This is a genomic window from Methylotenera sp. (genome assembly GCF_030684185.1).
Classification (GTDB): Bacteria; Pseudomonadota; Gammaproteobacteria; order Burkholderiales; family Methylophilaceae; genus Methylotenera.
Genome location: NZ_JAUXOY010000010.1, coordinates 19,910 through 37,190 on the forward strand (window position 1 = coordinate 19,910; position 17,281 = coordinate 37,190).

Annotated in this window: 12 protein-coding genes; all 12 read left to right on the forward strand. The window is 42.5% G+C overall.

Features of this window, described 5'->3' with window-relative positions; genetic code table 11:
- The first annotated feature begins 525 nt into the window (after positions 1-525).
- The 12 genes from Q8J82_RS01505 to Q8J82_RS01560 all read left to right on the forward strand — a co-directional run bounded on the left by Q8J82_RS01505 (position 526) and on the right by Q8J82_RS01560 (position 17,277).
- Entirely contained in the window at positions 526-2,118 is a 1,593-nt protein-coding gene (locus Q8J82_RS01505) for a hypothetical protein (protein WP_305326788.1), read from the forward strand.
- A gap of 215 nt (positions 2,119-2,333) precedes the next feature.
- Entirely contained in the window at positions 2,334-3,758 is a 1,425-nt protein-coding gene (locus Q8J82_RS01510; protein WP_304891293.1) for a sigma-54 dependent transcriptional regulator, read from the forward strand.
- A gap of 32 nt (positions 3,759-3,790) precedes the next feature.
- Complete coding sequence (locus Q8J82_RS01515) at positions 3,791-5,257, forward strand: ExeA family protein (RefSeq protein WP_305327636.1); 1,467 nt, start codon at positions 3,791-3,793, stop codon at positions 5,255-5,257.
- 160 nt (positions 5,258-5,417) lie between these two features.
- Entirely contained in the window at positions 5,418-7,247 is a 1,830-nt protein-coding gene (gene mshL / locus Q8J82_RS01520) for a pilus (MSHA type) biogenesis protein MshL (RefSeq protein WP_305326803.1), read from the forward strand.
- Between the two features lie 8 nt (positions 7,248-7,255).
- Complete coding sequence (locus Q8J82_RS01525) at positions 7,256-8,821, forward strand: tetratricopeptide repeat protein (RefSeq protein WP_305327637.1); 1,566 nt, start codon at positions 7,256-7,258, stop codon at positions 8,819-8,821.
- Between the two features lie 62 nt (positions 8,822-8,883).
- The gene (locus Q8J82_RS01530) at positions 8,884-10,590 is read left to right on the forward strand and encodes a GspE/PulE family protein (protein WP_304890801.1); all 1,707 of its coding nucleotides are present in this window, start codon (positions 8,884-8,886) and stop codon (positions 10,588-10,590) included.
- 6 nt (positions 10,591-10,596) lie between these two features.
- Positions 10,597-11,802, forward strand: coding sequence for a type II secretion system F family protein (locus Q8J82_RS01535; protein ID WP_304890802.1), 1,206 nt, complete (start codon positions 10,597-10,599; stop codon positions 11,800-11,802).
- Between the two features lie 168 nt (positions 11,803-11,970).
- On the forward strand, positions 11,971-13,587 hold the full coding sequence (locus tag Q8J82_RS01540; protein WP_305327638.1) for a hypothetical protein: 1,617 nt from the start codon (positions 11,971-11,973) through the stop codon (positions 13,585-13,587).
- A 2-nt stretch (positions 13,588-13,589) separates the two neighbouring features.
- Positions 13,590-14,219, forward strand: a complete 630-nt coding sequence (locus Q8J82_RS01545) for a hypothetical protein (protein WP_305327639.1) — start codon at positions 13,590-13,592, stop codon at positions 14,217-14,219.
- Positions 14,216-14,779, forward strand: coding sequence for a hypothetical protein (locus tag Q8J82_RS01550; protein ID WP_305327640.1), 564 nt, complete (start codon positions 14,216-14,218; stop codon positions 14,777-14,779). The genes Q8J82_RS01545 and Q8J82_RS01550 overlap by 4 nt, the downstream gene beginning before the upstream one ends.
- A 12-nt stretch (positions 14,780-14,791) precedes the next feature.
- Positions 14,792-16,516 carry a hypothetical protein gene (locus tag Q8J82_RS01555; RefSeq protein WP_304908521.1) on the forward strand — a complete coding sequence of 575 codons (1,725 nt, stop codon included), beginning with the start codon at positions 14,792-14,794 and terminating at the stop codon, positions 16,514-16,516.
- Positions 16,513-17,277 carry a type II secretion system protein gene (locus Q8J82_RS01560; RefSeq protein ID WP_305326795.1) on the forward strand — a complete coding sequence of 255 codons (765 nt, stop codon included), beginning with the start codon at positions 16,513-16,515 and terminating at the stop codon, positions 17,275-17,277. Before Q8J82_RS01555 ends, Q8J82_RS01560 begins: the two co-directional genes overlap by 4 nt.
- Positions 17,278-17,281: the final 4 nt, after the last annotated feature.

Genomic DNA, 17,281 nt, shown 5'->3' on the forward strand with positions numbered 1-17,281 from the left:
GACACATCTGCAAACATAAACATTACCCGATAGTAGCAGCCCATATCTTCACAAAAAGCGTGATAAACCTCAATTAAATATTAGTATTTAATCATTCTGGTTGAGATTTAGCTAAAGTATGCTGAAAGTCTACATTTGGGTTTTTATATGATAGATGTATAAAAATCATTAAGGAGTTTGATTATTTGTAACAGAACTGCAGAATTATTTCGTCAATAGGGTTGACGAAATATCAACACTTTACACTAGGTTCGCAACACAAGTTTATGGTTTAATTTTGGCATGAAAATTTTTATACTTGATAATCAATAGGTTAAATAAATTTTTTGTAGTAAAAAACTTTGGCACGCACATTGCATTTCAGTAGTCATAATTGCCACTTTGAAATGAATGAAATGATAAATTTTTTAAATCAAGAATCACAATTGAATTATATGTCTATTGTAAATCTGCTCAACATAACAATATTCCAAAGAGCCGAGAAAGCAACTGATGGATATGATTTAAATGTGTCGATTGTAAGTGATGAAATTTACCAGAGTTTATAGTCAAATTATCTATAAAGGTTTTGTAGTGCGACTCTATCCAAATTTTACGTTCGCGTTTCTGATTGCTTTGCAGAGTAACTCTCTGTTAGCGCAATCAGCAAATCAAGAAACGCCTACATTCGATGAAATTTTATTGCTTACACCTGAGCAACCGGATCAGCATGTGCAGAGCCAGGTAGCCATTACATGGCCAGTATTGCCAGGGGAAAGTGTTAAAGAATTGGCGGCTTTATTTTATCCAAAAAATAAAAAAATGCAGCACCGGTTTATTGTAAAAACACTGCAGTTAAGTCAAGAGATTCACCCAAACCTAGACCCCGCGACTGCCTCGAACAATGCAAATTTAATCGTTATTCCTAATATCAAGTACCTAGGGAAGAATAGCGGTTCCATTGACTCTGCGCCCTTAAAAAATAAAATTAGTGGAAGTCAAGACAAGCCAAAGTTAATTGCAAGCTATGGAATTAAGGATGATGTAAAGGTTGAAGTCAGCTCAAAATTACAGTCAATTTACGATAACTTGGTAAAAAGGAACGCCCTTTTTAAACAAGGGTTAGACGAACTTAATATTAAGTTAGCTAACTTAACGCCAAAACTTGCGGCACTTAAAGTTGAACTGATACGTTTTTTTGACCTTGCTTTGTCTGTAGCTGAGTCTAAGAATAAACCTGTTAAGCAAAAACAAGATGCTCAGTTACAAAGTAACCTGCCATTACAACCCATTACACAGAATCAGGCTGCGAGTTCTACCCAAACCCAAGCCGACATTTCACCGCCAGTAAAGGTGGCATCAACTCCCACAGACAAGTCAGAACCTATTTCGTGGAATATATGGATATTGATTTCGTCACTAATTTTAGTGATTGGCTTGCCTTTGGCGATTTACGGTCGTAGAAAACTGAAAAACATTCAGCCTGCCACTGTGCCTGATTCAGATGGGCTTGAGGTAAAATCAGCAATCGAACAGGGATATTCGGCTGAACAGAGCTCTGTCACAGATGAAGTGACGGACACTCGAGTAACTGAGGGCGAGTTCTCAGGAAGTATTCCAGAGGTAGAACCAGAAGTCAGTATTGATTTGGAAAAGAAAGAAGAGGTTGAGCAAGTTCTGGAACAAGCTAAAATTTACATCAATTTAAATCGCTTTAAAGAAGCGATGATGCTGTTAAGAACTCAAATTCAGGAAACGCCTAAGGCTGCTTTAAAACACTGGTTTTGTTTATTGGATCTGTATCGAAAGAGCAATCAAAAAGAAGATTTTTTAAATAATGCAAAACAGTTGCATGAAAGTTTTAACATCATGATGCCGCAGTGGGAAAAAACTGCATTTCCTAGCTTGGCCGCCTCCAGCTTAGAGGAGTTGCCACATATTGTTGAGAGGTTAACCATGCTTTGGACGGCTGAGAGTAAAGTTACAGATAATATGGTTGAAACAAAAGCGTATTTAGACGAACTATTAATGGATAATCGAAGTACTGAGCGCATTGGTTTTGGCATAGAGGTATTTCAAGAGATTATGCTATTGAGAGATATGTTAGATGTCCGTCTTAAATTAGCACTTGATGATTAGCGCCTGAAATTGCATTATATAAGACTCAATAGTAGTTACAGGCTCGATAATTGCAATATTTTTACATTCAGATTGCGATCGCTTGGTCGCGAGAATGAGCCCCATCATACTTAAATTTTAAAATTCCTACAGCAAACTAATTGATACATATAGCCTTTCAGGCTATAGTGGTGCTGATTAATGAAGTTATAAAATTTTTTGTAAAGGTCTAATTGATGGCGGCTCTTCGTCCCGTTTTAATGGTTATTGATGACGATCCTTTAATTACGGATACGCTACATTTTGTATTAAGTAAACATTTTGAAGTATGTGTGGCTGAATCGTATACGCAGCTGAAAAGTTTACTGCAACAGCTGGATGGTCTACCTGCATTGGCTTTGGTCGACTTGGGATTGCCCCCTTCGCCGCATACGCCAGAAGAAGGCTTCAAAGTAATCAGCGCACTTCTGGCACATTCGCCCACCATTAAAATACATGTATTGTCTGGTCAAAGCGATGATGCCAACGTTAAGCGGGCATTGACTTTAGGCGCAGTAGATTTTATTGCTAAGCCTTGTGATGTTGAAAAACTTAAAGACATGTTGCTGCAGTCGCTTAAAGTGCAAGATGTTGAGCTAAATGAAATCAAAGCGGAACAAGAGTTTGATGGTTTGCTTGGGGATAGCTTGCCCATGCAAGCCTTGCGTATGCAAATTACTCAGTTTGCAGATTCGCCTTTTCCCGTGCTGATTGAAGGTGAGTCGGGTAGTGGCAAAGAATTGGTTGCAGGTAGCTTCCATCACGCTAGTAAGCGTGTATTGCATCCCTATTTATCGGTCAATTGTGCTGCAATCTCTCCATTATTGGCTGAATCTATATTGTTCGGCCACACCAAAGGTGCATTTACTGGCGCTATCGCTGCACATGCGGGTTATTTTGAAGACGCAAGTGAAGGTACTTTGTTTTTAGATGAAATAGGTGAATTGCCTTTAGAGTTACAGGCCAAGTTGTTACGCGTGCTAGAGAATGGTGAATACCAGCGTATTGGTGAAACACAAACCCGTAAGAGTCGGGCTCGTATTGTTGCGGCTACAAATCGTGATTTGCGTGCAGAGGTGCGTGCTGGCAAATTCAGATCTGATTTATATCATCGGTTAAGTGTGTTTGCAGTTCACGTGCCTCCAGTAAGAGACTTGGGTGAAGATAAGCATTTGTTACGAGATCATTTCACTGAGTTTTACGCTAAACAGATTGGGCAAGCACCGTTTGTATTGGATGCGGCGGCAAATGCACGCTGGCTGGATTATGCTTTTCCAGGCAATGTGCGTGAACTGAGAAATATTGTGATACGTTTAATCGCAAAGTACTCAGGTAAAACTGTAACAGCCAATCAGTTGATTGCCGAATTTGATTTATCCGAACCAGAAAACAAAGACGAGTCATTAAACTTTAATGATGCAAGCGGCATGACTGCACAAGCGCAACGTCACTTGCAACGACAAGCCAATGTGAGTTTAGATGCAGTGCTAAAAACCTGGGAACGCGCTTATATAGAGGCCGCAATGCAGATGACGCATGGTAATTTAAGCCAGGCGGCGAAGCTGCTCAATGTGAACCGCACAACCTTGTATAGCCGCATGAGTACTATAGAAGAAACCTAGACAATAGTACCAATAATAGCAACGGAAAAAAATTGTATTACCCTCACTTTGGCCTAAAAGAGCCGCCATTCAAAATCACCCCGAATACAGACTTTTTCTTTTCGGGCGGCAATCGGGGTGCAGTGCTGGATGCACTTGTTTACGCCATTACCAATGGTGAAGGTATTATTAAAGTGGTGGGTGAGGTAGGCAGCGGCAAAACCATGCTTTGCCGGATGTTGCAAACGATATTGCCCGAAAAAATAGAAAGCATTTACCTTGCCAACCCAAGCGTAGCGCCAGAAGACGTATTGCACGCCATTGCTTTTGAGCTGCAACTCAAGTTACCAAAAAATGCCGACCGGCTAAAAGTCATGCAGGTGCTGCAAGCGCATTTACTAAATCGCCATGCAGAAGGCCGTCAAGTGGTGATTTTTGTGGAAGAAGCACAAGGCATGCCATTGGCAACGCTAGAAGAAATTCGGCTGCTATCAAATTTAGAGACCAAACAAGACAAATTACTGCAAATCGTACTATTTGGCCAACCCGAGCTTGACGCTAATTTAAGTGAAACGCATATTCGTCAACTGCGTGAGCGCATCACGCATAGCTTTCATTTAGAACCTTTGGGCACTAAAGACATAGGTGAGTATTTAATATTGCGTTTGCGTACAGCGGGCTACCATGGGCCGCATCTGTTCTCTGATGCGGCCATCAAAAAACTATCCAGCGCAGCAGAGGGCTTGGCGCGGCGCGTGAATATTTTGGCAGATAAGTCTTTACTGGCTGCTTTTGCTGACAATGTGCATCAAGTCACGCCAAAACATGTAAAAGCCGCGATACAAGATAGCGAATTTGGCCGTAAAACTACTAACTATAAGCAATATTTTATTGGGACAATCCTGTTAATTGCACTCTTGGCTGCATTCATTGGCTATGGGTGGTGGCAATATCAACATCAGCCAAAAATCACGGCCAAGGCGAGTGCAAGCCAATCTGAAAATATAGCTGCTAAAACTAACGAACTAATAATTAATGACGCAAAAACAGTGGCGGTGGCATCGCCAATTGCCAAGGTTGATGGTATACAAACTCCCGCTAAAGCGATTGCTAACCCTGTTGAAAAAACTATTGATGCCAAACAATCGCTGGCCAAGCTATCATTAATAGATAAGCGGTTGGAAGTAACCCAAAATCTATTAGCTAGCGCGCAACCGAGTACCATCACTCTGCAGATTAAATCCTTACCAACGGATGCCAAGTTAAGCGGAGAACAAAAGAAGGACGAACAATTAAAAGCCGAACTTGAGAGGCTTAGTCAGCAGCTAGAAATTGACAATATTTATTTGTATCGAAAAATGCAGAGTGGCGTAATGTATACCGTGATTTTGTATGGCGACTTTACTCAACGTAGCGATGCACTTGCTGCATTGAAAAACCTCCCGGAGCCGATTAAAAATAGTCGACCATATTTAAGAACTTTTGCCGGGATAAGTAGAGATATTGAGCAAACGCAATAAATAAAGCTTGTAACTTATTGTAAACATTTAATATTCTGTGCATATTTCTTGCATTTTTTGAGTTATGATGCAAAATATACAAAAAATGTAATTTAAGCAATAAGTTGGGGGTTAATAGATTGTGTCAAACAACAAACAAATATTAGGTCATTTATGCTTGATGCTTGTATTAGGTATGTCTGCGTGTGCACACCAATCTAAAATACAGCCTTCAAAAGGCCACATAGATGGACAAAATACGGCTACGCCTCAATCGACAGCGCAATTAGCTACAGATAACTCATCCAAATCCCCGGCTGCATCATCAAACATTCCAAAGCCTGTAGTTAACAACACCTACTTGCCTCCACCCAAACCCCAAGCCAAGGCGCAGCTTTACAGCATCGTTGTTTACGATACGCCTGTAAAAGAGGTGCTCTTTGCCATTGCACGCGATAGCAAGTTAAATGTGGATATTCATCCGTCCATTCAAGGTCGTGTGACTTTGAATGCGGTTGACCAAACATTGCCAGCTATCTTAGAGCGTTTGTCTAAGCAGGTAGATTTAACCTATAAAATTCAGAATAATGTGTTGACTGTTACTCCTGATCAGCCTGTATTGCGAACCTACGCGGTAGATTATGTGAACATGTCGCGCGACACCGCAGGATTCATTGGCGCAGCCGCGGAAATATCAAGTACAGGTCAAGGTGCGCTAGACGCTGCGGGCAGTGCTGGTGGGTCAAGTAATAGTTCGCGTACATCGGTTACCAGTGAATCTAAAAGTCACTTTTGGGAAACATTAGAAAAAAATATAAAAGATATATTGGCTGAAACTGATAAAGAGGTAATTGTTGCCAGAACCAATAGCTTGTCTGCAACTAATCAAAAAAGTGCCAATAATACACAGTCAGCCAAAAAGGCAGATTCTGATGTAATCAATGCTACTACGCTAGAGAAAGAAAAGGCGGACGCAAAAAATGAATATAAAACATTGTTTGCAGGAACGGTAATTGTTAACCGCGAGGCTGGAATTATTAATGTGCGGGCGACGAACAAGCAGCACGAAAAAGTTCAGGAATTTTTAGATAAAGTGATGGGTAGTGCTAAGCGCCAAGTATTAATAGAAGCAACTATTGTCGAGGTAAGGTTGAATGATAGTTATCAGGCTGGCATTGATTGGTCCAGAATAGCTGGCTCAAATGGGGGACTTTCGTTTAACCAACAATTGGGATCAAAAACAACAGTAAACCCTATTTCTGGCTTACTTACAACAAGTGCTAACGCATTCGGGGTTAAACCTGCTGCAGGTTTTGTCGCAGCATACGTTAATCCTACAAGTATGTTTGGCAATATTGCAGCCTCTATCAACTTGCTTGAGCAATTCGGTAAAACAGCAGTGCTCTCTAGCCCTAAATTAATGGTGCTGAATAACCAAACTGCGGTGCTTAAAGTGGTGGATAATTTAGTTTACTTTACGGTGAAGTCGCAGCAGTCACAGGCTGCAGTTGGTGGTGGAGTTCTCTCAACAGTAGAAACAACTGCGCATACGGTACCAGTGGGTGTGGTAATGACTGTGACCCCCCAAATCAACAATACAGGTAATGTTAATATCAATGTGCGTCCTACCGTTTCGCGGGTGCTTAGCTACAAGGCTGATCCTAATCCAAGTCTAAAAACTGGAACGGAAAGCTTGATTCCAGAAATTCAAGTAAGAGAAATGGAATCGATGCTGCAAATCGCTAGTGGTAACACAGCGGTACTGGGTGGTTTGATGCAAGATGAGGTGCTTAACAATACCGATAAAGTGCCAGGTGTCTCTAAAGTGCCGGTAGTGGGTAAAGTATTTACTGGTAAAAATGATGCCAGCCGAAAAACTGAGTTAGTGATTTTCTTGCGACCTACAGTGATTACAAGCGCTAGTTTAGAAAGTGATGAACTGTCTAGCTACAAACAATACCTCCCCTCTCAGGCTATTGAGAGAGCGCTAGAAGCTGAAAATGAAAGGTAAACTTTTATATGAGTTTACTCATTAAAGCATTAGATCATTTAGATAAAAACAAGCAGGCAGAAAAAGACAAAAAGCAAACGGGTGACTACGTGGCTGATGCGGCTTTAATGCTGGAACTGGTGCCTGTTGATGCGGAAAATGCCGTTGAAACTTCACAAGCCATTGGTGACAGTGCTGCAGTAAGTGAGCCAGTAAAAAGTAATTTAATTGAAAATGGACTTGTTGATAAGCACATTTCTTTAGAAGAAGAGGCGGGCTTAACGGGCGCGACTTTTTCAGCTAATCAATATGCCAAACCAAAGCCAGGCAGCGCTAAGGACTCAAGTAAATCAAGCGCGCAATCTGGTACAGTGCCGTCCAGCACTGAAAAAAACGCGCCACTAGAAACTGCATCAGTGCCGAATGCTAAAAATAAGGCCGCTACCGCCACATTACTTCCCGTGTTTCAAACCCCTACAGTAGAACTTAATCAAAAAGCGGCGGCAAAAGTGTTTGTTGCTAATCAAGAGGTTAAGGAGCCGAGTTCAAAATTCACGCTTATCATTTTGGGTGTTGTAGGTGCCTTATTGGTTTGGCTGGGCATGCAGGGTTATGGCTACATTAAAATTTTAGCTGCGCCAGATGTAGTGGTTGTAAAACCTAGTCTGCCTATACAGACTCAGGCGGCAAATGACACATCTGTAGCTGAATCTATAGAGTTGCCAGTTGAAGTCGCTACGGCAAATCAGGTGGTTCTAGTTCAAGAAATTCCATCGTCAAAAGAGGGCGCTAGCGCAATAGCCGGTTTTGATAGTAAAACGGATAAGTCGGCATTTAATAGTAAATCGGCTCAAAAGCCTGATGTTGTTGATGATGTGATTGAGGTTGAGCCTAACAAGTTGCGGTCTAAAAAAACAAGCAGCAATAATGTTGAAAATTATGCAGATAGCGAAGTTTCTTTTAATGCTGAGGAACATAGCAATACAAAAAGTAAACCATTGACGCTGATTGCTAAGGCGCAATCACCAGGTGTGGACCCTACATTGCTTGCGGCTTACCAAGCATTTACTCGTGGTGAAGATTCACTTGCACAGCAGAAATATAGACAAGTATTACAGCAAGATATACGTAACGTTGATGCATTATTGGGCATGGCTGCAATTGCACAGCGGCAAGGCCGTGATGCAGATGCCCAAGGGTGGTATCAAAAAGTATTGGAGATTGAACCAAGAAACACCATTGCGCAGTCGGCCATGGTCAACGCAAGGGCTAATACAGATGTTGTTGGAACAGAAAGCCGCATTAAGAGCATGATAGCCCAGCAGCCTGAAGGTACAAATTTGCATGCCGCGCTAGGTAACCTGTATGCCGAGCAGGGCCAGTGGCCTTCAGCACAAGAGGCTTATTTTAATGCCAGCCGACTTGCGCCTAATAACGCAGACTATGCATTTAATCTGGCGATTAGTTTAGATCAAATGGGTAAGTCCAGCCTTGCCTTAAAACAATATCAACGCGCCTTAGACTTGCTCAATAAATCTGGTGGTTCTAGCCCGGATAGAGTGCAATTAGAGGCGAGAATTCGTGAACTTCAATAATTTTTTGACTGAAATAATTAGAACAATGGCATTAACAACACTGACAACAGTAGGTTCATACAATGGCTGAGCAACGGCGTAAACCTCGCTTAGGCGAGTTGATGGTGCAACAAGGGCTGATCAGTCAAGATCAGCTTCGTATTGCGCTTACCGAGCAAGAGCATAGTGACTTGCCCTTGGGCCGTCAGTTAGTGCTTTTAGGCTTTGTTACAGAGGTTATGGTGCGTGATGTCGTTGCGGATACGATAGGTTACGACAGCATCGATTTATCTACCATCGTGGCTGATGTAGATGCCTTGAAATTAGTACCACAAGATTTTTCTCGCCGTTATCATTTGCTGCCAGTGGCCTATGAAGAAGCCACTAAAACATTGGTGGTTGCCATGGCTGATATGTTCAATGTGGTGGCACTTGATCAGTTACGTGCAATGCTGGGTGGGCGTATTCAAATTAGGCCATTGCTGGCGGCTGAGGCACAGCTTGAGGAATATATCGACCATTTTTACGGATATGAATTATCTGTTGATGGCATTTTGCGTGAAATTGAAACGGGTGAAATTGATTACAATAGTTTAAGCGCTGAGGGTGAAGAGTATACGCAACCAGTAGTGCGTCTAGTAGGCGCGCTATTGATGGATGCTGTTAAACGCGGCGCATCTGATATTCACTTTGAACCAGAATATGCGTTTTTGCGCATACGCTACCGAATCGACGGCGTGTTGCACCAAGTACGTAGCTTGCATAAAAGCTATTGGGGCGGCGTGGTTGTGCGCCTTAAGGTGTTAAGCGGCTTAGATATTGCAGAAACGCGCGCCCCACAAGATGGCCGTTTGAGCATGAATTTATGTGGCCGCCCGATTGATTTTCGGGTGTCTAGCCATCCAACCATCAACGGTGAAAATATAGTATTGCGCGTGCTGGATAGGGAAAAATCCATCATTCCAATGGAACGTATGGGTTTGCGCCAAAATACTTTAGATGAGCTGCGTATGATGATGACACGCCCTGAAGGCATTGTGATTGTCACAGGGCCAACTGGAAGCGGTAAAACAACAACACTGTACTCACTTCTGTCATACCGAAATACTGAAGCCGTCAATATTATGACATTGGAAGACCCTGTGGAATATCCAGTTTCCATGATGCGTCAAACCTCGGTGGCCGAGGTTAACAAAGTTGATTTTGCCAACGGTATACGGTCTATTATGCGACAAGACCCTGACATTATTTTAGTGGGTGAGGTGCGTGATGAAGACACCGCGACCATGGCTTTCCGCGCGGCGATGACGGGACATCAGGTCTTTACAACACTCCATACCAACTCAGCATTAGGTGTTTTTCCGCGATTATCAGACATCGGTATTTTGCCGGACATTATGGCGGGCAATATTATTGGCGTGGTGGCACAGCGTTTGGTACGTGTTTTATGCCCACATTGCAAAGTGCCGCATGATTTGGATGATCTGGAACGCAAGATTTTACGCCTCAAGCCAAGTGACAAGACTAAAGTTTTTAAACCCAAAGGTTGCAAGCAATGCAATCAAAACGGCTATCGTGGGCGTATGGCGATTATAGAATTGCTGCGCATCGATAGTGATTTTGATTCGTTGATTTCACGCAAAGCACATTTGGATGAGCTGCAAAAATTGGCGCTAGATAAAGGCTTTGTTACGTTGGCCGAGGATGGCGTGCGCCGAATTCTAGAAGGGTATACCAGCTTGGCCGAAGTGATGCGTGTGATAGACCTGACAAGTCGCTTAAACTCCTAGAGCAAAATGCCTTCATTTAATTACAAAGCCATTGATCAATTAGGCCGCCCGGCGATGGGGCAGATAGATGCGCTTAATGAAGTGGATTTGGAAATTCGCTTAGAGCGGATGGGCTTGGATTTAATTACTTATCGCGCTGCAGCAAAATCCACCAGCTTGTTTAATCGCAATAAGGTGACCAATCAAGATTTGGTCATGTTCTGCTTTCAAATTGAACAGTTAAGTAGCGCTGGCGTGCCACTTTTAGAGTGCTTAAATGATCTGCGTGAAGGTAGTAACAATCCATATTTTCAAAAAGTTTTAGGTGCAGTGAGCGCAGAGGTAGAAGGCGGGAAAATGCTCTCACAAGCACTGGCAGAGCACCCCAACGTTTTTAGTGAGGTTTTTGTAAGCCTGGTTAACGCAGGTGAGCAGACAGGGCAATTGCCAGTAGTATTTAATAACTTGTTTAATACCATTCGCTGGCAAGATGAACTGATGTCGCAAGCTAAAAAATTATTGGCGTATCCAGCATTTGTTGCGGTTGTAGTGTTTGGTGCGGTGGCATTTTTAATGAGTTATCTGGTGCCACAAATGGCCTCATTCCTGCGGAATATGGGTCAAGAGTTACCCTTGAATACAAAGATTTTAATTGCTTTGTCGAATGGTTTTGTTGATTATTGGTGGCTAATAATAGGCCTACCCATTTTAATAGTCATCGGCCTTGCTGCTGTAATTCAGGCTAATCCAATAGCACGATATCGGTTTGATAGATTCAAACTGAATTTCCCGTATACAGGGCCAATTTTGCATAAAATCATTATGGCGCGCTTTGCCCGTTATTTTGCGTTAATGTATCAAACAGGCATTCCGATTTTAGATGCGATTAAAATTTGTGAAAAAATTGTAGGTAACCGTGTTGTTGCAGATGCGCTAAGCCGAGTGCATGCACAAATAAGCGCAGGCGAATCTATGTCTGAGAGCTTTCGTAATGCGGGTTTGTTTCCGCAACTGGTTGTCCGTATGGTTAAAGTGGGTGAAAGCACTGGCGCGCTAGATAAATCATTGCTTAATGTCAGTTATTTTTATGACCGCGATGTAAATGATTCCATGCAGCACTTGCTTAAAATGATAGAGCCGGCACTCACAGTCTTATTAGGGTTGATACTTGGATTTATTATGTATTCGGTATTAGGCCCTGTTTACGATTCATTCAGCAAGCTTAAAATCTAAAGGGCACTTCTATCAATGCAAATTCCGTTACCACACTGCGTTACTCACAAAAAATTACTCCTTACATATCAAACATATGCGGCGTTGCAATTTTTTGTTCGCGCCTTGTTTGGTTTGGAAATTTGCATTGATAGAAGCACCCTAAATGGCAAATAATTTAAATTCAATATGATGAAGAGCCGCCCCAATAAATTAGTGTTATGTGCCACTTCCCAAAGTTTGTTGGCTGGGCTTTGGCACGCAGGCAAGTTACAGGCCAGCCAAGCTTTTAACAATGACGCTGCCGGGCATGAAGAATTTGCAGAATTTTTGCGGCAATACCCAGCCACGCCAGTGTATTTAATAGCGGACGCAGTTGAAGAGGATTACCGACTTGAAAGCGTGCCGCATACCACGGGCGCTGCAAAGAACGAACTTATCACGCGCAAGCTCAATCAGTTTTATCGGGGTCTGGAATATCGCACAGCTCACTTTGTTAATCGTGAGCTAGATAAGCGCAAAGACGATAAATACTTATTTGTTGCGTTGAATAATGCCGAATTTTTACATGATTGGGTCAAAGTAATTCAGGATGTTAAGGTGCAGTTAGTCGGCATCTATTTGTTGCCTATGCTCAGCCAGGTGCTAGTGAAGCAGTTAAAGTTAATGGCGCCACATATCTTGCTATGTGAAAAGCTATCTTCCGGGTTACGTCAAACTTATTTGCATAATGGCCGGTTACGCATGAGTCGCCTGGTGCCGAATGTACCAAAAGCAGCAAACCAATTAGGCTATTTCTATTTAGTCGAAACAGAAAAAACGCGGCTCTATTTAATCAGCAAGCGATTTATTACCAGAGAAACTCCCCTAAATTTGGTATTGGCAAGCATAGATGGCTCAACGCAGCATATTAGCCAGGGCATCAGTCAGGAGCAGGGTATTGAGTGTTCAGATGTAAATTTGAGTCAGTTTGCAAAAACCCTGAATCTGCCTGCAAAATTAATAGAGCAAATGCCGGAGTTATTGCACATGCAGCTTCTGGCAAGTGGTCACGCGGTTGATAACCTTGCGCCAGAAACGCTGACTAAAGAATATAATTTTGGCAAACTAAAACAGACTATCAAGATGGCTACTTTAGGATTAGGTATGCTAGGTTTATTTGCGGCGGGTGCGGTTTTTTATCAGGGCTTAAGTTACCAATCTGCACTAAAAGAAGCAACACAAGACACCATGCTGCAACAACGCCGTTATGAAGAGGCCGCTAAAAACTTCCCTGTGACCACAATAGGCGCAGAGGACTTAAAAGCTGCAGTTGAGTTAGATAAAACAATCGCGCTTTATCCAAAATCACCCAGGCGTATGATGCAAGTAGTCAGCGCCGCATTAGAGCAAATGCCGGAAGTGCAATTAGATAGAATGCATTGGGCATTAACTAACGACATCAATATTGCAGATAACGATACGCTAATCACAATCCCCGCCGCTAGCGTGCAAGCCAGCGCTATGTTTACAGCAGAAGCAACAAAATTATATGAACTGGCCTATGTTACTGCGGAAATTTCCGGCTTTACTGGGGATTATAGAAGTGCGCTAGGCACAGTAAATAAGTTTGTTGGGAAATTAAAAGCTGACCAAAATGTAGCGCTTGTTGAAGTGTTACAAGAGCCGGTGAATGTAAGTTCTTTTGTGAATTTGCAGGGTAGCACAACCGATGAACAATCCACCCAAACGCAACCCGCTTTATTTAAGCTTAAAGTCATACTTAAAGCACCTGATGCAGCTCAAGAAGTCGCAGAGGTGAAATAGCGATGAAATTAGACAAGCAAGACTGGCGTAAACTGCAAACCACTTTAATCGTTTTAGTGGCGGTGGTTATAGTGGCTTTAGTGTTAATTGCCTTAGCGCAAAACTACAGTGTCCAGCAAGAGCAAGCTATGCAAGCGCAGCAAAACTTGCTTAATTCAGCCAAGCAACGCTATCAATCTTCTGGTATAGAAAAGGCAACTATTGCTGAATATTTACCGCAATATCAAGCGCTTATCAATAAAGGTCTTGTAGGGGAAGAGCGGCGACTAGAGTGGGTGGATGAACTGCGAACACAACACAAAAATAACAAATTATTTAGTATTAAATACAGCATTGGCCTGCAAGAGGCGTATAAACCAAGCTTTGCACCTAATCTCGGCGGGTTTGTATTGAACCGGTCTGACATGACGCTGGACCTTGATATGCTGCATGAAGAGGATATACTGCAATTAACTGAAGCGTTAAGTAGAAAAAACAAAGAGGTTTTTATGCTGCGTGATTGTGAAATTACCAGACTAAATGCTGGCGGAAATCTAAGTAACCAGTTAATCGCAAACCTGCATGCAAAATGCGAGCTGGATTGGCTAACCCTGCGTGAGCCAGCTCCAATTCAAGTGATTACAACACCATGATGAGCATTATCCGACTATCATACAAAGTACTCACGCGCATATTTATTGGCTTGTGTCTTGGTGCATTAGCGACACAGGCGCAAGCAGAAGCAAATGAAAAACTTGGCCGGCTCTTTAGTAAACCTAATGAGCGCAGCAACCTAAATGTAATCAGGCAGAATCAGAAGCTAAAAGTGATTAGCGCACAAGAAGCACAACAGCCAGAAGCTGTATTGAATGCTGAACCCGCTAAGTTGCCAGAGCCGATTACCCTGCAAGGTTATGTTAAGCGCAATGATGGCCAAAAAAATACGCTATGGATCAACGGCCGCACAGTGCAAGAAGATAGCACGGTTGATAGTGTAAAAATCGGACGGCTTAATCAGCGTGGTTTTTCAAAAAAAGACGCCAGTACAGAGGGCGTAGACATCAAGATACCTGCAAATGGTAAACATATTCGACTGAAAGCCGGGCAAATGTACGAACCTGAAAATAATCAAATTTATGAAATGCAGGTTGTGGAAAAAGCGAAAAGACTCAGTTTAGAACGAAGTGGAACGATAGACGATTACGCAGAATAGCGTTTCATAGCGATGGCACATCAATATAACTATTCATCTCAAGCTAATTCCAGGCTTCGTCAAGGGGGAGCAGTACTCATCCTGATGGCGTTTATATTAGGACTGGGTGCGGCAGCATATTTACTCAAAGCTTATAACGCGGACGCCGCAAAAGCCAAGCAGGATGAAAAAACTTATCAGGCACTTGGTGCGGCAAAGCAAGCTTTACTTGCTTGGGCAGTGAGTCATCCAAATACACCAGGGCTAATGCCCTACCCGGATAGGAATGGTGATGGCAATTATGATGGTAATAGCGACTGTTATACGGGGGTGTTCCAATACGGTTTCTTGTTAGGGCAATTACCAACTGTCGGTCAAACAAATCCATGTGTAACCCCGCAAACTGGGTTGGGTGGCGATTGGCGAGACAGTCAAGGCAACCGCTTGTGGTATGCGGTTTCAAGAAATCTGGTGCATGATTACGAGCATTCTGAAAGCCCAGTTATAAATCCAGGGATGAATAACCCACCACATGCAGTTACGCCTTATTTAAGGCAGGGAGGTATACAATCTTATCCATGGCTAAAAGTTCTAGATAGAAATGGTAATTTAGTATCTGATAGAGTCGCTGCAGTAATTCTCGCTCCAGGTAGTCCAATTGGTGGGCAAAATAGGTCGGCTTTTGCACCAAATGCTAGTGAATACCTTGATAGCTTCCAAAAAGGAGCCGCTATTTACAATAACAGGGCTTATGCCACAGCCGATGAAGATTTCGTGATTGGTGAAGATAGTAGTAATGTGCCGGCGAGTGATTTAACTTTTGTTCAACCTTATCAATTTAATGACAAATTAGTTTATATAACTATTGATGAACTAATGGCGACGATAGAAAAACGCGTAGGCAGAGAGGTCGGAACCCAGTTAAAAGATTATTATGTAGCAAGTAATGCGATAATCGCAAACCGTTTTTATCCTTATGCGGCGATTATGGGAGGCAATAAAAATTACAGCTGTGTTGTTGGCAAACTTGCGGGTGCTTTGCCCGTTGCGGCATCACATAGTTCGTCATGCTCATATACAGGAATTTCTGCGACTTCTAGCACGTCGAGTTGTAGTTTTGCTGAAGTTGAGGCGGTTATTTTTACTAAAACGAGTTTAAACTTTACTTATCGTGCTGGAGCTTGTCAGTTTAGTGGAAAAATTTGTACTTGCAGTGGAGCTGGTACGTGCACAAGAGCTACGCAACAGTTTATTTGTGATGCGGCAGGCGAATGCTCAGCAAATGTTGCTGGGAGTTATCAATTTACAGGTGGTGGGTTCGATAGCGTAACAGGTAAGTGTTCAACAAGTTGTGGCTCTGATATTTCCTGTTCTGGCACAGGCGGTGGAATGTTTACGCATAGTAGTTGCACTGACGCACCTTTTAATGACGTTACAACAAACTCCATACTACCAATATGGTTTACTGATAATTTATGGCAAGATTATGTTTATTACGCAGCTCAAAGAGGAGTTTCACCTACCTTATCAGCAGGCGGAATAAATGGAATTACAGCACTTACAGTTACTACGGGGTATTCAATAGCAATAGTTCCATTTGCTTCGAAAGGTAGTGCTCAGGTTCGGTTGTCTTGTAATTTAAGTGATCATATGGATACAAATGTTAATGCAACAGGCGACGCAACAAATATATATGAGCTAACCAATAAACCTCGAAGTCGAAATTACAATGACCAAATATTTGTAGTGTCACCATGAAGAATAAAACGACCTTTTCTAGTTTAGAGCGCGGCTTTTCTTTGTTAGAGATGGCTGTGGTGCTAGTCATTCTAGGCTTTGTGCTTGGTGCATTGTTGTTGCCATTACAAGCGCAACGTAATCAGCTTTTTCAATCTCAAACAGAAAATACACTAGAAATTGCAAAAAAAGCATTGTTAGGCTATGCACAGTCACAAGGACGTCTGCCTTGCCCTGCAACTGCAACTGGCGAGTTGGATACTGGAAGCCAAGGGTACGCTAACCCTACGGGCGGCGGGGCTTGTATTCTACCCCCAGGTTCCATCCGATATCTACCTGCGGCAACTTTAGGCATACAGCCAACTGACACCAATGGTTTTGCATTAGACGCATGGGGAAATCGCATCCGTTATGCAGTTACACAATCAGAAAATGGCGGCACAGCAACACCTGATTTTACGACAACAAATGATATGAACACGGTTGGCATCACAGCTTTGCAGCCAGATATTAGAGTATGCGCATATTCAACTGCGGCAAACTGTACTGCCACAATTAACTTAGTGGATAATGCAGTCGCAGTCATTTACTCGCTAGGGCCAACGGGTAAACTCGCATCGGGCGGTGCGGATGAAAATGAAAATTTAAATATAGGAAATGTTTTTGTTGGCCATGAGCCTCGCAGTGCAAATGACCCTAATGGTGAGTTCGATCACATAGTGACTTGGATTTCTCCCTACGTACTTTACAACGCGATGATTGAAGCTGGGCAGTTACACTAAATAC